This is a genomic window from Aeromonas sp. MaB10011B, assembly GCF_017939325.1.
GTDB lineage: Bacteria > Pseudomonadota > Gammaproteobacteria > Enterobacterales > Aeromonadaceae > Aeromonas > Aeromonas caviae.
This window is the reverse complement of the sequence record NZ_JAGKRK010000052.1, coordinates 94,690-113,943: the sequence shown is the minus strand read 5'-3', so window position 1 is coordinate 113,943 and position 19,254 is coordinate 94,690. Positions and strand designations below refer to the sequence as shown.

Genomic DNA, 19,254 nt, shown 5'->3' with positions numbered 1-19,254 from the left:
GCAAACTACCCGATGCACACGAGTGTGCTGGAAGGGGTGAACAACAAGATCAAAGTGATAAAGCGCATGGCATATGGATTTAGGGACTCAGAATACTTTTTTCTGAAAATCAAGGCGGCCTTCCCCGGAAAGCCGCGATGAACCAATAATAATGCCGCCCTGCAGGCGGCATTATCGAGAATCGGATCCGGCGATCAGATCAGGAAATCGTTCAGATCCTTGCCAAGCGCAACTTGCTCGGCGATGGCCTTGGGCATACGACCCTGACCGGTCCAGGTCTTCTCCTGACCGTCTTCCAGATACTTGTATTTCGCAGGACGGGGAGCACGCTTGCTCTTGGTGGTGCCCGCCGCAGCCGGAGCCGCCACGCTGCCGATCAGCTCACGGGGATCGATACCAGCCTGTTGCAGCATTTCGGTGAATTCATTCAGTTTGCGCTGACGCTCTTCCTGTTCGGCGCGTTCCTGTTCAACGGACTCGGCACGCTCGTTATATACCAGGTCAAACTTTTCTTTCGCTTCTTGCAGTTGCTCAAACGGCAGTTCACGAATGGCAGCGCGCAAGCTGCGAATGTTCAGCAGAACCTTCAGAAACTCGTTCATTACTTCCTCACAGAATTATTTTTGTATGTCACAGGGATAACACGATTTGAGAATAGCATGCCCATTGGATAACAACATAATGTTTTTATACCATCCGGCAAAGCGCTGACACCATATGGACATTATTCACCGTGGTTAATTCCCTGCCTGATACTTATTGGGAATACTCTCACAGACTTTATTTCCTTTTTTCCCCGGTTAATCTCAGGCTCACCTCATCCGTTGCACACGGTGTTATCTCTTACCCGCGTCGCTCTGCGCCAGGTCATTTAGCAGCAGTGCCGGCCCTTATTGTACAAATAGTGCGCTCATGAGCATGACCTTCGCAGACAATAAACCAGGTCCCGTTTCAAGGTGCCCCTTGCGCCTGATCCTGTATCCAGCGGATGAATGCCTGGATCTTGGGACACTGGCGATGAGGGAGGGTCGCCAGGTAATAACGCGGCTCGCAGCGCACCGCCATATCCGGGAAGGGCATCACCAGCGCTCCGCTCGCCAGCGCCTGGCTTGCCAGCTGCCTGCGCCCCATGGCGACACCGGCGTGGTGGGTGGCGGCAAGGATCGCCAGATCCGCTCGATCAAATCCCATGTGTGACAAGCAGACCTCCAGGGAGAGATGCCAGTGACTCCCCCAGGTGCGCCACTCGTCGCTGTCGGTGTCCAGGCCCCAGGCCTGCCTGTCATGGAGCAGGCGGCACTGCTGCAGATTCCTCACCTCCCCCATCAGACCGTGGTCGCTGGCGTATTGCGGGCTGCACACCGGCACCATGTATTCATCCATCTGGGGGTGGATGGCCAGGCCCGTCGGGGTTCTGGCATCGAAGTTGAGGGTCAGATCGATGCCGTAGCCGTGCAGGTTTATATGCTCGTTGCCCGTCAGCAGGTTGAGCTCGATGTGAGGATGCAGACGGGAAAAATCGGCGAGCCTTGGCACCAGCCAGTACTGGGCGATGGAGGGGCGCGAGTGCAGCGTCAGGGAGCCCGACAGCGCCTGCTCCCTGATTTCCAGCACCTCCTGATTGATGAACTCCAGGGAGGAGGTGAGGGCCCAGAAAATGCGCTGCCCCTCCGTGGTCAAGGCCACCTTGCGGTGAAAGCGCTGGAACAGCAAAAAACCGAGCGCCTCTTCCAAGGCCGAGATGCGGTGGCTCACCGCGCTTGGGCTCAAGGAGAGCTCGTCGGCGGCGAGCGCAAAGGAGCCGTGGCGGGCCGCCGCCTCGAAGGTGTGGAGCCTGGCGAGCTGATGACTGCTGAGCAGCTTGCTCCTCACCCCTGGGTGCTCATCGCGTTGCATGGTTGGGCCTCCCTCTCTTTTATCTGGCGGATGATACCAGAAGGGCGAGGTTTGCATTCACCAGGAAGACTCAACTCACCTGTATGCGAAGACACAGCAGGGTAGATGACCATTTGCATCAACTGGGCTGATCCAAGCCACGCGTTTTATCATTTGTCACGGCAACGCTGGTGCCATTCAATGGGATGATTCCGTCACCACCCCGCGAGGCTTTCATGACACACATCGACATTGCCGGGCTCATCGCCCGCTTTCCCCTGCTCGAACCGCTGATCGCCCTCACCCCTGTGACCTGGTTCAATCCGGGGGCTACCTCCCTCGCGGAAGGATTGCCCCATGTGGGGCTCACCCGGCACGATGTGGCCTCCGCCTCCGCCCGGCTCGCCCGCTTCGCCCCCTACCTGTGCGAGGCCTTCCCCGAAACCCGTGCCAGCCACGGCATCATCGAGTCCGGGATCGCCGCCATCCCGACCCTGCAGGGGACCCTCAATGGGCGCTACGGCGTCGAACTCACCGGCAGGTTGCTGCTCAAACAAGACAGCCATCTGCCCATCTCCGGCTCCATCAAGGCGCGCGGCGGCATCCACGAGGTGCTGGCCCATGCCGAACACCTGGCCATCCAGGCTGGGCTGCTGCGCGAGACGGATGACTATCGCACGCTGTTCTCGGACGAGTTCCGCCACTTCTTCAGCCAGTACAGCATCGCGGTGGGGTCGACCGGCAACCTCGGCCTCTCCATCGGCATCATGAGCGCCCGCCTCGGCTTTCGCGTCACCGTCCACATGTCCGCCGATGCGCGGGAGTGGAAGAAGCAAAAGTTGCGCGAACATGGCGCCATCGTCGTGGAATATGCCGAGGATTACGGGGTGGCGGTGGAGCAGGGGCGCAAGGAGGCCGAACGCGATCCCACCTGCTTCTTCATCGATGACGAGCACTCTCGCACCCTGTTCCTCGGCTATGCGGTGGCGGGCGAGCGGGTGAAAAAGCAGTTCGACGAGATGGGCATCAGGGTGGACGCCGACCATCCGCTCTTCGTCTACCTGCCTTGCGGCGTCGGCGGCGGCCCCGGCGGAGTGGCTTTTGGCCTCAAGCTGGCGTTCGGGGACAACGTGCACTGCTTCTTCGCCGAGCCCACCCACTCCCCCTGCATGCTGCTCGGGGTCCACACCGGGTTGCACGATGCCATTGCGGTGCAAGACCTTGGCATCGACAACCTCACCGCCGCCGACGGCCTCGCGGTGGGACGCGCCTCCGGTTTTGTCGGCCGCGCCATGGAACGCCTGCTTGCGGGCTTCTACACCCTGAGCGATCAGGAGATGTACGACCTGCTGGGGCTCCTGGCCCGGGATGAAGAGATCCGGCTCGAGCCCTCGGCACTGGCGGGCATGGCAGGCCCCTGGCGAGTGGCCGCCAACCTTGAGTGGCAGAGTGGGCAGGGACTGGATGCAGCCAAGATGGCCGGGGCCACCCACCTGGTGTGGGCCACCGGCGGCGGCATGGTGCCCGCCGAGGAGATGGAAAAATACCTGGCCTGCGCCCGGATCTGATCTTTTTTTCGCCCCCGTGACCCGCCGACCTGGCGGGTTTTTCTGCTGCGAGATCAGCAAGATGGCACCTCAGCCCTCGCCCCCATGACACAGACGGCCAGACTGCTGGACAGCCTGATTTGTCATCCAGCCCCACCGACTGGTTATTTTGTGATACGATAGAGACCGTTTTTTGACATCTGCGCCCCGTTGTCCCCTTTTTCCGGTGAGATAACCACCGGTTCCGGCGACCAACACCTGCCGGGCGCAGCACAACATGTGCCCAGTTCGAATCGCTCCTGCGTGACCTTGACGCCTGGAGCACTCCCCTCTGGGCACCTTAGATAAGGAGATCGGGCGATGAAACAATATCAAAGCTGGTTGGGACAATATCTGATGAGCCGCCGTGACGGAGACCACGCCATGGCATCCGAGCTCGCCAGCTCCATCTGCGAATTCTGGCAGGCCCGTGGAGATGAGGCCGAGACCAGCAAATGGCAGCAGATCTACGAGCAGCACGTGGAAAAAACCACCTGACGACCTGCTCTCCTCCATAAAAAAACCGGCGCTCATGGCGCCGGTTTTGCATTTCAACGACCCGGATCACATCTGGTCGATCATGTCCTGGGCGAACTGGGAGCAGGAACGCAGGGTGGCACCTTCCATCAGACGCTCGAAGTCATAGGTGACGGTCTTGTTGGCGATGGCCGCTTCCATCCCCTTGACGATGAGGTCAGCCGCCTCGGTCCAGCCCAGGTGGCGCAGCATCATCTCGGCAGAGAGGATGAGGGAGCCCGGGTTGACCTTGTCCTGGCCAGCGTATTTCGGCGCGGTGCCGTGGGTGGCTTCGAACAGGGCAACGCCATCGCCGATGTTGGCGCCCGGCGCGATGCCGATGCCGCCGACCTGGGCCGCCAGCGCGTCGGAGATGTAGTCGCCGTTGAGGTTCATACAGGCGATGACGTCATACTCGGCCGGGCGCAGCAGGATCTGTTGCAGGAAGGCATCGGCGATGACGTCCTTGACCACGATGGTCTTGCCGGTCTTCGGGTTCTTGAAGGAGCACCAGGGGCCGCCGTCGATGAGCTGGGCATCGTACTCTTTCTGGGCCAGGGCATAGCCCCAATCCTTGAAGGCACCCTCGGTGAACTTCATGATGTTGCCCTTGTGCACCAGGGTCACGGAGTCGCGATCGTTGTCGATGGCGTACTCGATGGCGGCACGGACCAGACGCTCGGTACCGGCCTTGGACATGGGCTTGATGCCGATGCCGCAGGACTCGGGGAAGCGAATTTTCTTCACGCCCATCTCGTTTTGCAGGAAAGCGATCACCTTCTTGGCTTCATCGCTGTCCGCCTTCCACTCGATGCCGGCGTAGATGTCTTCGGCGTTCTCGCGGAAGATCACCATGTCGGTCAGCTCGGGGTGCTTGACCGGGCTCGGGGTCCCTTCGTAGTAACGGACCGGGCGCAGGCAGACGTAGAGATCCAGCTCCTGGCGCAGGGCCACGTTGAGGGAGCGAATACCGCCGCCGACCGGGGTGGTCAGCGGGCCCTTGATGGCCACGCAGTATTCACGAATGAAATCCAGGGTTTCGGCCGGCAGCCAGGCACCTTCGCCATAGACATGAGTCGACTTCTCGCCGGTATAGATCTCCATCCAGGCGATCTTGCGCTCGCCTTTGTAGGCTTTCTCGACCGCAGCATTCACCACATTCAACATGGCCGGGGTCACGTCCACACCGATACCATCCCCTTCGATAAACGGAATGATGGGGTTGTGGGGAACCTGCAGCTTGCCGCTGGCATCGACTGTGATTTTCTGGCCCTGGGTCGGGATAACTACTTTGCTTTCCATCGGCATCTCCTAACTTCCGTTTGTTATCAATCTGATCGTTGCGCGCGGCCATCTTAAGCCCATCCATTTGCATAATCAAATAGCGGGCATGCATGTCAGACCATAGTCGGGGAGTGGATCACAGTGCGCCTGAGGATCCCCTCCTCCCTCGCCGCCCTCAGGTCCTGACGAGGCGCAGGCCCCGTCCATCCGGGCCTCTTCATCTAGTGATGACAGCGTCTCCCTGCCCTCGCCGCCCCGAAGGCGCCACTCCCCCAAATCCCGTTCGCCTTTACATCGTCGTAACCCCTTTGGCGAGGCAAGGCGCGCCGGGGGACAGGCTGCCGGATCCGGACTAGGCTCTTTGCCAGTGATCGGAGCGCCCGGGGCGTGGCCGGTCATGAAGAGAGCACGACAACAAGGAGAACACCATGTTTATCGTCACCAACCGGATGGTCAACGAGCAGGGCAAGACCCCCAGCGAGATCTTTGGCGAAAAACCCGCAGAGGGCCCCAACGAACTGCGCCTCGCCGAGGCCCGGCGTCAGGGCAAGCAGTGGCAGCTGGACCTGCTGCCGGATCAGATCACCGCCGAGATGGCCGCCAGCGTCGGCCTTGACCCCGACCTCCCCCACCCGGCCAGCGCCTATGTGGCGCGCAAGCTGCTGGAGCGCTGCGCCGGGACCGGCAGCACGGCCAAACAGAAGCTCAAGACCGGCAAACACCTGCTGCTGTTCGTACACGGCTTCAACAACGATCTTGACGATGTGCTGGAGCGAGCCGTGGGGCTCGAGGCCCGGTACGGCGTCGAGGTGCTCTGCTTCAGCTGGCCCGCCAATGGCGGCGGCGCCCGGGGCGTGCTGAGCTACAAGAGCGACAAGCGCGATGCCCTGGCCTCGGCCGGGGCCCTTGACCGGGTGCTGGAGAAGATGAAGGGGCTGCTCGACGAGTTCAACGGCCAGTATGTGACGCAGCTGGAAGAGAAGGCCCAGAAGAAGTTCGCAGACAACGGCGAGGCCTGGGATCGCTACTTTGCCAAGGAGGTAAACAAGCGATGCCCCTTCACCATCAACCTGCTGCTGCACAGCATGGGCAACTACCTGTTCAAGCACCTGCTGGGCAGCACCACCTACCACGCCAACCAGCTGCTGTTCGACAACATCATCATGGCCGCCGCCGACACCAACAACGAGCTTCACGCCCAGTGGGTCGATCGCATCCAGTGTCGCAACCGCCTCTACATCACCATCAATGAGCGCGATGGTGCCCTGATGGCATCGCGCATGAAGATGGGGGAGCAGCAAAAGGCGAGGCTCGGCCACTACACCCGGCGGCTGGATGCCAGAACGGCCACCTACGTGGACGTGACCAATCAGCCCCATGTGGGGGACTCTCACGCCTACTTCGAAGGGGATGCCCTCGCCAACGAGAAGGTGCTGCGCTTCTTCCACACCGTCTTCAACGGCGGCACCGGCGAGAGCGCGGAGCTGTTCGATGCGGCCCCTCTATCGCCTCTAGCCACTGCGCAAAAAAACCACCGCCCCGAACAGGGCGGTGGTTTTTCATTATGCGCTCACTTGGTGGCCACAAGGCCGCCAGGGGCTAGTGTTCTGCCGCTTCCGGCTGGGGCGCTTCGCTGCGCTCCCGTTGCAGTTCATCGACCCTGGCCTGCCATCTGTCCTGGGCCTGTTTTTGCCCCTGGGACTCGAATTCCTGGCGCATGGTGTCGATTTTTTGGTCAAGTTTTTCCATCAGGATGTCTCCTTACATCTCGGGTTACACACTGGCTGACGGCACTGTTTGGCCAACCTGCTCACCCGATTGGACACCAGGTTTTCCCCAATTGTCCAACAAAATAAACGATTGATTATGCAAAAACCAATCTAGAAAATGGGTTAAAGCTCCTTATGAAACCCCATAAGCCACCCTGAAAACGCCTGATAAAAGCACTGTTTTTGCCATTGATATCAATACCTTGATATTTATAACTTGCTCAATGACTCCCTTGAGATCGGCATGACGAGGATATGCACATTTTTTTTCACAAAAACTCCCCGCTCTCCGGGCTTTGCGACCGGAAAGGCCCCCTTGTCCATCCAAAAATGCGATAGGTTATGACGCAACCCATCTCTTTAATGGATAGATAATCCCCAACCCCGGCCCTGCGGCTTGCCAGCCCGACCACCAGCAGGTTCGCTTGTTACCCATCCGGGCATATCCCGCCCCACTCCCGCCCCGATAAAATGGGGCCGCACCGCGCCTGCTGAGCGGGTTGTTGCCGCCCTCATCCCCTCTCGTCGGAGTCATGACATGGATCTCTTCTGGTGGTTTGCCCTGCCCGTCGCCGCAGGCACCTTCTATGGGTGCTATTTCTGGAACCAGCGCCATGCCCAGCCCGACTGGCTGCGTCTGCCTACCCGCGCCGACTACCTGCACCAGCATCCCGAATGCGCCATCGACGATGAACTGGGGGCGCGCTGCTGCGCCTGCGGCTCCGACAAGGTGCTGGGCCACCCCCAGACCGGCTGGCCTGATCATCGCTTTCGCCACACCTGCCTCGCCTGCGGCAAGGCGCTCTTTCGCACCGAAGAGCCCCCTATATAAGTATCCACATTCGCCCTTTTTGTATGGCGATGTATGGCGATGGCAGATGCTGACACCCGCAAAGCAGCAAAGAGCACATGCTCGGGACAGGGAGATGGCGCAGGCGTCTTGACAGGGAGAGCGCCTACCAGGTCAGAATGGGTTGTCGTTTGTGACCCTCTTTCGTACTATTGCCCGCCACTGCAAACCCCCTTTTCCGGCCCGGGCGTCATGCACGGCGCGGGCCCACAAACGGATAGCGATCCCATGACATCTCTGACCCACTGCTCGGTGCTGGCGATGACGCTGGTTGCACTGCCCGCCCTCGCCTCCGGTGACGGTGACGGGTGCGGCTTCTGGCTCACCGACTGCCCTCTCCCTACCTATCCGCTCTATCTCAACGAGAACGACACCCGGGGCAACCTGCTGATGCTGCTGGGGGATGCACAGCATCACCCCCTCCCCTTCACCCTGCCGGCGGATCCGCTGAACGAGCGCAGCCAGCCGCTGTTCTACCTCACCCGCCTCCCCCAGCCGGAGGAGGTGGAGGACCCGGCGCTGCGCGAGCAGCTCGGCAGCCGGCTGGCCGCCTACGACCCGTCCCTCCCACCGCTGCTCGAGCACTACGCGGGCCACGACTCCCTCTACGGCCACGCCATCTCCAACTCCCTCTCCTCGGTCAGCGCGTTTCTGGACGCCCTCGAGCAGAGCGAGGTGCCCGCCCCGGAGCGCACGTCGCTGCTGCGAAGCCGTCTGCTGATCCTGGGACAACAGGAGAGCCCGGCCCCCGCTACCGAAATGAGCGATGCTGCCCTGGAGTGGCAGGGGTATCTGCAGGCCGCCCGGCACTTCTACGAGAGCCGCTTCGAGGAGGCCCGCGCAGGCTTTGCCGCCTTGCAGCAGGCCAAGGCCCCCTGGGTGGCCGAGAGCGCGACCTACATGGTGATGCGCACGGAGATCAACCTCGCGATGAAGGAGGCGAAGGACGAATACGGCGATCAGGACGTGACCAGGAGCGACAAGGAGGCCCTTCGCCGCGCCATGGCCCAGGGTCAGGCCTATCTGGCGGCCTACCCGCAAGGGCGCTACGCCAGCTCGACCAGAGGACTGTTCAGACGCATCCAGTGGATGGCCGGTGATCTCGGCGCCCTGCGGGATGCCTATGACGAGGCCATGGCAACCCGCCAGCCCTTGCCGGCGCTGGAGGCCCTGGTCAACGAGATCGATCTCACCCTGCTCAGTGGCGATGCCTATCGCCATCAGGCGGCCTATCAGGACTCGGCCCAGCCGGCGCTGCTGTTCGTCAATGCCCTGCGGGGTCTCAGACCGACCTATGAGCGGCCGCGGGACTGGCAAGATGCCCAGCTGGACGACGCCATCGCGCACCTGCAAAAAACCGGTCACCAGGCGCAGGCGGCCTATCTCAAGGCCTACGCCCTCTTTTTGGACAAGCAGTTCGAGCAGGTGCTGGCCCTGCCCTCCCCCGGGCAGGAGGACGCCACCCTGGCATTCAGCCACCAGATGCTGCGCATCTGGGCCTGGCAGGGCATGAAGGCCTTCGACAAGGCCGAGCAGGCCCTGATGGCGCTGGTGGCCTCCCCCCTGGGTCAGGCCCAGCAGGCGTTCGTGGAGAACGTGCTGGCGGATCACTGGGTGCGCACCGGCAACACGGCCGCCATCTTCCAGCCGGGCAGCCCCATCACCCAGCTGCGCATCCGCGCGGCCGTGCTCAAGCAGGAGGCCGAACCCGCCCTGTTGCGCCAGCAAGCCAGTCAGGGCCCGAGCGCGGCGGAGCGGCAGATTGCGCTCCATACCCTGCTGGTGCGGGATCTCATCGCCAGCGACCCGGCCACCTTCTTGCAGGATGTGGCCCTCGTCCCCGCCGATTACAAGGAAGCGACCCCTCCCGCCGACGCGCCCTGGGAGCCCGTGCCCAACGGGGATGTGCGCCTCTCGGCGTTCCAGTGGCGCGGAGAGGGGACGCCCCAGGGCTACCACTGCCGGGATCTGGCCCAGACCCTTGGCACCCTGATGCAGCGCCCCGACGATGGTCATGCCCTCAACTGCTTCGGGGAGTACCTGCGCAGCCGGGATCCCCATATCGACCTGTGGCAGGATCGCGAGATGATCTGGGGGCTGGCGCAAGACGAGCGTCCCACGTTCCCGAGCCGCCTCGCCCTCTATCAGGCCGTGATGGCCAACCCCAAGGCGGAGCCCGAAGACAAGAGCTATGCCCTCTATCGCGCCATCCAGTGCTATGCCCCCTCCGGCTACAACAGCTGCGACAGCCAGGAGATCCCCAAACGCACCCGGCAGGCCTGGTTCAACACCCTCAAGCAGCGCTATGGCAACTCGGTGTGGGCCAGATCCCTCAAATACTACTGGTGAGCCATGAGCAGCCCCCCTGAACGCGCCCTTCTGGCGCTGCTGCTGACGGCCCTGGCCACCCCCCTTGAGGCCAGTGTCGATGCCAGCGCCTATGACGCCTTCTGGCTCTGGTCCGCCACCCGCCACCAGCCGGTACTGGAACAGGCCAGCACCCTCTATCTGCATCAGGGGGAGATCCTGGACAGGCCCGGCGGCTCCCGCTTCGTCAAGCTGGGGCGGGTTCCCTCCCCCCTCAAGGCCGGGCAGGTCTGGCTGGTGGTGCGTGTCAACGCCCTCCCCCTCTCCCCCGCCCACGAGCAGGTGCTGGTGCGCCTCTACGAGGGGTGGCGCGCGGCCGGGGCCAGGGTGGCGGGCATCCAGATCGACTTCGATGCGGCGACCCGCCAGCTCGATCGCTATGGCAACGCCCTGCAACAACTGCGGCGCGCCCTGCCTCCCGGGTGCAAGCTCAGCGTGACGGGGCTGCTCGACTGGGCGAAAACGGGGGACGTGGCAGAGCTCAATCGCCTGCCCGTGGACGAGCTGGTGATCCAGACCTATCAGGGCACGCGCACGGTGCCGGGCTATCAGGCCTATCTGCCCGCCATGGCGCACCTGACCATCCCGTTCAAGGTAGGGCTGGTGCAGGATGGGGAGTGGGATCCCGCCTGGCAGACAACACTGGCCGCCTCCCCCCATTACCGTGGCGAGGTGGTCTTCCTGCTCAACCGCCCGGCGCCGATCCCGGGGACCAGTCCCCCTGTTCCCCGGCATGACGCCCACTGAGACGCGGGTGAACCCCATCGGGACACAGGGGCAAGGGCGTGCCCACGGCAAGCAGCCGTGGCAGACCCTGATCCGGCTGGTGGCATCCACACCGGGCGAGATGCCGTGCGAGAGGAACGCCGTCCGGGCCACCACATCGGTCAAGCCCGCCATCGTGCTGCGCGGCGCGCGCCGTCACAAACAGGGAGAGAAACAAGGATGACGTTTGTCGAGATGAACCCCGCCCACCTGCCGCTGGCCCTGCTGCTGGAGGCCGATCCCGCCGCGTCGCGCATCGCCGCCTACCTGCCCGGGGCCTGGGGCTTTGCCGCCCTGGCGGACAACGAGGTCGTGGGGGCCTGCGTGGCGGGCCTGGTGGGGGAGCAAACCGCCGAGATCTTCAACATCGCCGTTGCCCCCAACCGCCAGCAGCAGGGCATCGGCTCCGGCCTGCTGCGCTTCGTGCTGGAGAACCTGGCCGGGAAGGGGATAGGCCGCGTCGAGCTCGGTACCGGCAGCTTCGGCCACCAGCTCACCTATTACCAGCGCCACGGCTTTCGCGTCCATGCCGTCGTGAAGGATCACTTCCTCATCCACTATCCCGAGCCCCTGATGGAGCACGGCATCCAGCACAAGGACATGCTGCGCCTCTCCCTCGCACTGGCGCCGGACACCGCCTCCCCCTGACCCGAGAGGGAAGCCCCGCCCTCCCCCTGACGGCCGCCCCCTGTGGTACACTCCGCCATCCCCTGTTTTTGGTATGCATGCGATGAAATCAGCCCGCCCCCGTCTCTCCCTCTCCGCCCGCCCTGACGCAGGCCGCACGGCCAGCGGGCCTACCACGGCGCGCCCATCCCAACGCCGGGAGGCCCGGCACCCAGGGAGCGTCAACGAGCGCAAACCGGCCCCCGCCCCGGCGGCTCGCAAGCTGCTGCTCCTGAACAAGCCTTACATGGTGCTCTGCCAGTTCACCGACGAGGCGGGCCGCGAGACCCTCAAGGATTACATCAAAGAGCCCGGCATCTATGCCGCGGGCAGGCTGGATCGAGACAGCGAAGGGCTCTTGCTGCTCACCAACGACGGCAAGTTGCAGGCACGCCTCACCCAGCCGGGAGAGAAGACCCCCAAGACCTACTGGGTGCAGGTGGAAGGCATCCCGAGCGAGGAGAAACTGGCCGCCCTTCGCGCCGGTGTGGAACTCAACGACGGCATGACCCTGCCCGCCGGGGCGCGCATCATGGATGACCCTGTGGTGTGGCCACGCAATCCGCCCATTCGCGAGCGCAAAGAGATCCCCACCTGCTGGCTCGAGATAACAATCGTGGAGGGGCGCAACCGCCAGGTGCGGCGCATGACCGCCCACATCGGCCACCCCACCTTGCGCCTCATCCGCTACGCCATCGGGGAGTGGACCCTCGATGGTCTGGCGCCGGGAGAGAGCCGCGCCCTGCCCGCCCCCGAGCTGGCAACCGCGCCACGACCAGCCGCCACGCAAGGCAAACCACGGGCATCCGCCGCAGCCGGGGGCACTGGCCGCAGTGCCCCCCGCACCGCCCGGCCAACAGATCAGGATCCAGCCCGGGGGCGGGACCGCCGCGGGGCAGACCCGCGCCAGGCCAATCGCAGCGGCGGGCGCACCACCGCCCGCCGTCCGGCTCGCACCAAGCCCTCTGAATGAAGGCGACAGCGGATCTGCATCGAGCGCCCCTGCCGGGGCACAGCCAACAAGACAAGGAGTCCTTATGAGCGATCACCCACCGCTGCCCACCCGCCTCACCGTGGCCGCTCTGGTGCACTGGCAGGGGCGTTTCTTGCTGGTGGAAGAGGAGATTGCGGGCCAGCGCCGCTTCAACCAGCCCGCCGGCCACGTGGAGCCGGGAGAAGATCTCATCCAGGCGGCCTGCCGCGAGCTGAAGGAGGAGACCGGACTCACCGCCGCGCCCACCGGCTGGCTTGGGGTCTACCTCTTCAAACCGGCGGACAGCGAGGCCACCTTTGTGCGCACCGCCGTCATCTTCGACCTTGAAAAGTCGCCCGGTCAGCACCATCCAGAGGATCCCGACGGTGACGTACTGGCCTGTCACTGGCTCAGCCTGGAGGAGATTGCCGAGTGCAAGCCCGCCCTGCGAAGCCCCCTGGTGTGGCAGTGTATCCAGGACTATCTGGCAGGCACCCGCCTGCCGCTGTCGGCACTCAAGGCCTTCATCTAAGCGCCATTGGACGCTCTTTTTGACGCTATGGGGCCGAGACAAGAAAAACGATTTCCCGCCGCCGGGCTTCCAAGGAGAACGGCGGCAGGGAGATGTGACCGGGGGCGCAAAACTCTGGTAGAATACGCCCCGTTTAAACGAACTGGTAACTTCGACTAATGACAGACAACAGCCAAATCAAGGTGATCGTCGGCATGTCCGGCGGCGTGGATTCTTCCGTCTCGGCCTACCTGCTCCAGCAGCAGGGCTATCAGGTCGAAGGCTTGTTCATGAAGAACTGGGAAGAAGACGACACGGACGAGTACTGCTCTGCCGCCCAGGATTTGGCTGATGCCAAGGCCGTCTGCGACAAGCTGGGGATGAAACTCCACACCATCAACTTCTCCGCCGAATACTGGGACAACGTGTTCGAGCACTTCCTGGAAGAGTACAAGGCGGGTCGCACCCCGAACCCGGACATCCTGTGCAACAAGGAGATCAAGTTCAAGGCGTTCCTGGAATTCGCCGCCGAAGAGCTGGGGGCCACCTACATCGCCACCGGCCACTATGTGCGCCGTGACGACAGCACCGGCCGCCCGCGCCTGCTGCGCGGTCTGGATACCAACAAGGATCAGAGCTACTTCCTCTATACCCTGAGCGAAGCCCAGGTGGGTCAGAGCCTGTTCCCGGTCGGGGATCTGGAAAAACCCGAGGTGCGCCGCATCGCCGAGCAGCTGGATCTCATCACCGCCAAGAAGAAAGACTCCACCGGCATCTGCTTCATCGGTGAGCGCAAGTTCAAGGACTTCCTGGCCAAGTTCCTGCCCGCCCAGCCCGGTCCCATCGAAACCGTGGACGGCAAGATCATCGGCGAGCATCAGGGGCTGATGTACCACACCCTGGGCCAGCGCAAGGGGCTTGGCATTGGCGGTCGCAAAGATGCCACCGAAGAGGCCTGGTACGTGGTGGACAAAGAGGTGGAGCGCAACACCCTCGTGGTGGCGCAAGGGGAACACCCCCGCCTCTACTCCGACGGCCTGGTCGCGAGCCAGCTGCACTGGGTGGATCGCACCCCCATTCGCGCGCCGCGCCGCTGCACCGTCAAGACCCGCTATCGGCAGGAAGATATCCCCTGCCTGATCCAGCCCATCGACGATGAGACCATCCGGGTCATCTTCGACGAGAAGCAGGCTGCGGTGACCCCGGGCCAGTCCGCCGTCTTCTACGACGGGGAAGTGTGTCTGGGCGGCGGCATCATCGAACAGCGTTTCAGCCATCCGGTCTAAGGGCTGGGCGCTCACGAGCGTCCGCGCTGTACTCCCTTCTCCCCTCGCGGGAGAAGGGTTGGGGATGAGGGGGTAACCACCCTCACCCTGACCCTCTCCCTGAGGGAGAGGGGACAAAGAAAAACAGTACCAGGCAGCGATACATGATTGGCAACGTCCAGGCCGGATCATGGCATCGGCCGGTGAAAGAACAGAACAGGGCCGTGAAGACATGGCCGACACATTCCAGGCCGGATCATGGCATCGGCCGGTGAAAGAACAGAACAGGGCTGTGAAGACATGGCCGACACATTCCAGGCCGGATAATGGCATCGGCCGGTGAAAGAACAGAACAGGGCTGTGAAGATATGAGCGACAAATTCCAAGACAGAACCATGGCCTTCGCAGGCATCTGCCAGGCCGCCTATCTGGTGCAGAAAGTGGCCCGTGACGGCTCCTGCGACGAAGCCTCCCTGCGCGAGAGCCTGCAAAGCATTCTGGTCACCAACCCCACGCAGCCGCTGGAAGTGTTCGGCAGCCACCTGGCCATTCGCGACGGCTATCGCGCCCTGGTGGAACAGCTGGGGGCCGACGGCAGCCAGAAGAATGCCGAGCTGACCCGCTACGTGGTGAGCCTGATCGCGCTGGAGCGCAAGCTCGCCAAGCGCAAGGACATCCTCAACATGCTGGGGGAGCGGATCAGCCAGATCGGCCGCCAGCAACAGCATTTCGATCTGCTCGACGAGCAGATCCTGGCCAACATGGCGAGCATCTACAGCGACCTTATCAGCCCCATCGGGCCGCGCATCCAGGTGGCGGGCACCCCGCTCTTCCTGCAGCAGCCCCTGGTGCAGCACAAGGTGCGCGCCCTGCTGCTCGCAGGCATCCGCGCCGTTGTGCTGTGGCGCCAGCTCGGCGGCAGCCGTACCCAGATCATCTTCGCCCGCAAGAAGATGGTGGAACTGGCCAAACGATTTTAACCCCCACACCAATCATCAGGAGTTCACCCCATGGAGCTGTCCGCGCTGACTGCCGTTTCCCCGATTGACGGTCGTTATGGCGACAAGGCCGATGCCCTGCGCCCTATCTTCTCCGAATTCGGTCTGCTGCGTTTTCGCGTCGAAGTCGAGGTGCGCTGGTTGCAAAAACTGGCCAGCCACGCCGGGATCCCGGAAGTCCCTGCCCTGAGCGAGGCAGCCAATGCCGTGCTTGACGGCATCGTCAGCAACTTCAACGAGCAGGATGCCGCCCGCATCAAACAGATAGAGCGCACCACCAACCATGATGTGAAAGCGGTGGAGTACTTCCTGAAAGAGAAGGTGGAAGTGAACCCGGAGCTGGCCGCCGTCAGCGAATTCATTCACTTCGCCTGCACCTCGGAAGACATCAACAACAACTCCCACGGCCTGATGCTGAAGACCGCCCGGGAAGAGGTGATCAAGCCTTATTGCGAAAAGCTCATCGGCGAGATCAAGCGCCTGGCCGTCGAGTACCGCGACATGCCGCTGCTGTCACGCACCCACGGTCAGCCGGCGACCCCGAGCACCATGGGCAAGGAGATGGCCAACGTCGCCTACCGTCTGGAGCGCCAGCTCAAGCAAATCATGGCGGTGGAGCTGCTGGGCAAGATCAACGGTGCCGTGGGCAACTACAACGCCCACATCAGCGCCTACCCGGATGTGGACTGGCACCAGTTCTCCGAGGAGTTCGTCACCTCTCTCGGCCTGACCTGGAACCCCTACACCACCCAGATCGAGCCCCACGACTATATCGCCGAGCTGTTCGACGCCCTGGCCCGCTTCAACACCATCCTGATCGACTTTGACCGTGACGTCTGGGGTTACATCTCCCTGGGTCACTTCAAGCAGCGCACCATCGCCGGCGAAATCGGCTCCTCCACCATGCCCCACAAGGTCAACCCCATCGACTTCGAGAACTCCGAAGGCAATCTGGGTCTGGCCAACGCCGTGTTCCAGCACCTGGCGAGCAAACTGCCCATCTCCCGCTGGCAGCGTGATCTCACCGACTCGACCGTGCTGCGCAACCTGGGTGTGGCGGTGGGTTACTCCCTGATTGCCTATCAGGCGACCCTCAAGGGCATCTCCAAGCTGGAAGCCAACGCGGACGCCATGGCCGCCGATCTGGACGCCAACTGGGAAGTGCTGGCGGAACCCATCCAGACCGTGATGCGCCGCTACGGCATCGAGAAGCCCTACGAGAAGCTCAAAGAGCTGACCCGTGGTCGCCGCGTCGACGCCGAAGGGATGCGCACCTTCATCGACACCCTGGAGTTGCCGGAAGCGGTCAAGGTCGAGCTGAAGAAGCTGACCCCGGCCAACTACATCGGCGACGCCCAGCGTCTGGTCGATCTGCTGAAATAAGTGATGTAACCGAACCGGCGGGGGCTCTGTCATGACGGCAGGGCCCCCGTTGATTTTGGCCCATTTGATATGATCACCCTCTATCGGGCCATTTCAGAGCCCTTGCCCAAGCCCGCCTTGGGCAAGCCCTCTCACAAGATACGAGAAGCACCATGTACCAACTCAATCTGGATATCGCTCACTTCCTCGAGCACTACTGGCAGAAGCGCCCGCTCCTCATCAAGGGCGGTTTCACCGACTTTCAGGATCCCATCAGCCCGGACGAGCTGGCAGGTCTGGCCATGGAAGAGGTGATTGAGTCGCGCCTGGTCACCCGCTTCAACAACAAGTGGGAGGCGGCCCACGGCCCCTTCGAATCCTACGATCACCTGGGGGAAGAGAACTGGACCGTGTTGGTGCAGGCGTGCAACCACTGGGTACCCGAGGTGCACGAGCTGGCGGTGCCGTTCCAGTTCATCCCGGGCTGGCGCTTTGACGATGTGATGGTGAGCTTCTCCACCCCTCACGGCGGTGTCGGCCCCCACATCGACAACTACGATGTCTTCATCACCCAGGGTCAGGGCAAGCGCCACTGGCGGGTCGGCGATGCCAAGCCCTTGAACGAGTTCGCCGCCCACGCGGCCCTGCTGCACTGCGAGCCGTTCGAGGCGATCATCGACGTCATCATGGAGCCGGGCGACATCCTCTACATCCCGCCCGGATTCCCCCACGAGGGCTACGCCATCGAGCCCTCCCTGAACTTCTCGGTGGGTTTCCGCGCACCGGACGCCAAGGCCCTTGTCTCCTCCTTTGCCGATCACCTGATCGACAACGAGATCCGCACCGAACGTTACGGCGACCCGGACCTCCAGCCCCGCGCCCGCCACGGGGAGATCCAGCCCCATGAGCTGCACCGCCTGCGGGAGCTGATGCAACAGGCCCTCGACGACGAGACCCTGTTCAAGGAGTGGTTCGGCACCATGATCTCCGAGGCCAAGCACGATCTGGACGTCAATCCGGTGGAGCCGGACTACAGCGCCGACGAGGTGGCCGACCTGCTGAGCCAGGGGGAGCCCGCCATCAAGGTGCCGGGGTTGCGCAGCGTCTGGTTCAGCGGCGAGAGCCGCACCTGCTACATCGACGGCGAAGCCTGGACCCTGCCAAGCGAGGATCCGGCCGCCATCGCACTCCTGTGCGACAAGGACATCATCACCCAGGACGCGCTGGTGGAACTGGCCGATCAGGCGGGCTTCCTGCAACTGCTGACCCGGCTGGTCAACCGCGGCTACTGGTTCTTCGGCTGATCCAGAGGGCTGCCGCCCCTCCCGGCGTGCCGGGAGGGGCGGCGTTTTTTTCCGCTGTAGGCCTACCGGCTCCAGCCTTGCGTTGCTTCGTCCTGACGCCGCGGGAGGGAGTGACTACACTGGATGACGGCCAACGGCATCGGGCCGGATCGCCCCCGCAATGGGGCCCTGTTGTTTGTCATTTAACAACATGGGATCGGGCAGGATGCGGGGCCAGAAATGGGAACCAAATGGCCTCAGTTGCGGAAAATCAATTATTTTAGCCCCTAAAATGAGCTGTGATCGAAAACGTTATCTTTCAAATTGAGGCCGTTTTCGCTCAAAACGTTGTTTCTGGATCATAAAAAGTATCCAAAAACTGGTGTATATTGCACGGCGGAAATTCCTTAACCATGAAGACTGACATGAAAAAGACCAAAATCGTCTGCACCATCGGTCCCAAGACCGAATCCAAAGAAATGCTGGGCAAGATGCTGGATGCCGGCATGAACGTCATGCGCCTGAACTTCTCCCACGGCGACTACGCCGAACACGGTGGTCGCATCAGCAACCTGCGCGCTGTCATGGCCGAAACCGGCAAGCACGCAGCCATCCTGCTGGACACCAAGGGTCCGGAAATCCGCACCATCAAGCTCGAAGGCGGCAACGACGTCTCCCTGGTCGCCGGCCAGACCTTCACCTTCACCACCGACCAGACCGTGGTGGGCAACAAAGACAAAGTCGCCGTCACCTATGCCGGTTTTGCCAGCGACCTGCGCGTCGGCAACCGCATCCTGGTTGACGACGGCCTGATTGGCCTGGACGTCATCGAAATCACCGAGCGCGAAGTGATCTGTAAAGTGCTCAACAACGGTGACCTGGGCGAGAACAAGGGCATCAACCTGCCGGGCGTCTCCATCAAGCTGCCGGCCCTGGCCGAGAAAGACAAGCGCGACCTCATCTTCGGTTGCGAGCAAGGCGTTGATTTCGTTGCCGCCTCCTTCATTCGCAAGAAAGAAGACGTGCTGGAAATCCGTGAGCACCTGAAAGCCCACGGCGGCGAGAACATCCAGATCATCTCCAAGATCGAAAACCAGGAAGGCCTGGACAACTTCGACGAGATCCTGGCTGTCTCCGACGGCATCATGGTTGCCCGTGGCGACATGGGTGTCGAGATCCCGGTA

The 19,254-nt window shown here is 62.6% G+C and carries 18 protein-coding genes and 1 pseudogene; 16 read left to right on the top strand and 3 right to left on the bottom strand.

Annotated features, from left to right (window positions below; genetic code table 11):
* The coding region (locus J9893_RS13575) for a transposase (RefSeq protein ID WP_210537842.1) at positions 1 to 141 on the top strand (141 nt) is incomplete at its 5' end.
* Between the two features lie 53 nt (positions 142 to 194).
* Here J9893_RS13575 and J9893_RS13570 read toward each other — a convergent pair.
* Together J9893_RS13570 and dsdC are read right to left on the bottom strand one after the other, a co-directional pair.
* Entirely contained in the window at positions 195 to 602 is a 408-nt protein-coding gene (locus J9893_RS13570) for an H-NS family nucleoid-associated regulatory protein (RefSeq protein ID WP_210600606.1), read from the bottom strand.
* 349 nt (positions 603 to 951) lie between these two features.
* Complete coding sequence (gene dsdC / locus J9893_RS13565; RefSeq protein WP_113978185.1) at positions 952 to 1,896, bottom strand: DNA-binding transcriptional regulator DsdC; 945 nt, start codon at positions 1,894 to 1,896, stop codon at positions 952 to 954.
* A 215-nt stretch (positions 1,897 to 2,111) separates the two neighbouring features.
* Between dsdC and dsdA the strand changes: the two genes are divergently transcribed.
* Together dsdA and J9893_RS13555 are read left to right on the top strand one after the other, a co-directional pair.
* Positions 2,112 to 3,443 (top strand): D-serine ammonia-lyase, encoded by a 1,332-nt coding sequence (gene dsdA / locus J9893_RS13560; RefSeq protein ID WP_113978184.1) that lies wholly within the window; start codon positions 2,112 to 2,114, stop codon positions 3,441 to 3,443.
* A gap of 339 nt (positions 3,444 to 3,782) precedes the next feature.
* On the top strand, positions 3,783 to 3,959 hold the full coding sequence (locus J9893_RS13555) for a hypothetical protein (protein WP_010673631.1): 177 nt from the start codon (positions 3,783 to 3,785) through the stop codon (positions 3,957 to 3,959).
* A gap of 66 nt (positions 3,960 to 4,025) precedes the next feature.
* Here J9893_RS13555 and icd read toward each other — a convergent pair whose 3' ends face one another.
* Positions 4,026 to 5,279 carry an NADP-dependent isocitrate dehydrogenase gene (gene icd / locus J9893_RS13550; RefSeq protein ID WP_010673630.1) on the bottom strand — a complete coding sequence of 418 codons (1,254 nt, stop codon included), beginning with the start codon at positions 5,277 to 5,279 and terminating at the stop codon, positions 4,026 to 4,028.
* 410 nt (positions 5,280 to 5,689) lie between these two features.
* Here icd and J9893_RS13545 point away from each other — a divergent pair.
* The 13 genes and pseudogenes from J9893_RS13545 to pyk all read left to right on the top strand — a co-directional run.
* Positions 5,690 to 6,625, top strand: a pseudogene (locus J9893_RS13545) (alpha/beta hydrolase); the annotation flags it as partial.
* A gap of 943 nt (positions 6,626 to 7,568) precedes the next feature.
* Positions 7,569 to 7,862, top strand: coding sequence for a hypothetical protein (locus J9893_RS13540; RefSeq protein ID WP_042879347.1), 294 nt, complete (start codon positions 7,569 to 7,571; stop codon positions 7,860 to 7,862).
* 246 nt (positions 7,863 to 8,108) lie between these two features.
* Positions 8,109 to 10,229 carry a hypothetical protein gene (locus J9893_RS13535; protein WP_113978182.1) on the top strand — a complete coding sequence of 707 codons (2,121 nt, stop codon included), beginning with the start codon at positions 8,109 to 8,111 and terminating at the stop codon, positions 10,227 to 10,229.
* 3 nt (positions 10,230 to 10,232) lie between these two features.
* The gene (locus J9893_RS13530) at positions 10,233 to 10,994 is read left to right on the top strand and encodes a DUF3142 domain-containing protein (protein ID WP_113978181.1); all 762 of its coding nucleotides are present in this window, start codon (positions 10,233 to 10,235) and stop codon (positions 10,992 to 10,994) included.
* Positions 10,995 to 11,001: 7 nt separating this feature from the next.
* Positions 11,002 to 11,196 carry a hypothetical protein gene (locus tag J9893_RS13525; protein WP_173418149.1) on the top strand — a complete coding sequence of 65 codons (195 nt, stop codon included), beginning with the start codon at positions 11,002 to 11,004 and terminating at the stop codon, positions 11,194 to 11,196.
* Complete coding sequence (locus tag J9893_RS13520; RefSeq protein ID WP_143237833.1) at positions 11,193 to 11,660, top strand: GNAT family N-acetyltransferase; 468 nt, start codon at positions 11,193 to 11,195, stop codon at positions 11,658 to 11,660. The genes J9893_RS13525 and J9893_RS13520 overlap by 4 nt, the downstream gene beginning before the upstream one ends.
* A gap of 73 nt (positions 11,661 to 11,733) precedes the next feature.
* Positions 11,734 to 12,651: a pseudouridine synthase gene (locus J9893_RS13515; RefSeq protein ID WP_203764613.1), complete on the top strand. Its 918-nt coding sequence runs from the start codon at positions 11,734 to 11,736 to the stop codon at positions 12,649 to 12,651.
* Positions 12,652 to 12,715: 64 nt separating this feature from the next.
* Positions 12,716 to 13,183, top strand: a complete 468-nt coding sequence (locus tag J9893_RS13510; protein ID WP_039039255.1) for an NUDIX hydrolase — start codon at positions 12,716 to 12,718, stop codon at positions 13,181 to 13,183.
* A 158-nt stretch (positions 13,184 to 13,341) separates the two neighbouring features.
* The gene (gene mnmA, locus J9893_RS13505; RefSeq protein WP_161469545.1) at positions 13,342 to 14,448 is read left to right on the top strand and encodes a tRNA 2-thiouridine(34) synthase MnmA; all 1,107 of its coding nucleotides are present in this window, start codon (positions 13,342 to 13,344) and stop codon (positions 14,446 to 14,448) included.
* 347 nt (positions 14,449 to 14,795) lie between these two features.
* Positions 14,796 to 15,407, top strand: coding sequence for a high frequency lysogenization protein HflD (hflD, locus tag J9893_RS13500; protein ID WP_010673618.1), 612 nt, complete (start codon positions 14,796 to 14,798; stop codon positions 15,405 to 15,407).
* Positions 15,408 to 15,437: 30 nt separating this feature from the next.
* A complete protein-coding gene (gene purB / locus J9893_RS13495) occupies positions 15,438 to 16,808 on the top strand; it encodes an adenylosuccinate lyase (protein WP_041214787.1) in 1,371 nt (456 codons plus the stop codon).
* A gap of 152 nt (positions 16,809 to 16,960) precedes the next feature.
* On the top strand, positions 16,961 to 18,091 hold the full coding sequence (locus tag J9893_RS13490) for a cupin domain-containing protein (protein ID WP_010673616.1): 1,131 nt from the start codon (positions 16,961 to 16,963) through the stop codon (positions 18,089 to 18,091).
* A 404-nt stretch (positions 18,092 to 18,495) separates the two neighbouring features.
* Positions 18,496 to 19,254, top strand: a 759-nt coding sequence (gene pyk / locus J9893_RS21745) for a pyruvate kinase (protein WP_246875589.1), incomplete at its 3' end; no start/stop codon positions are given.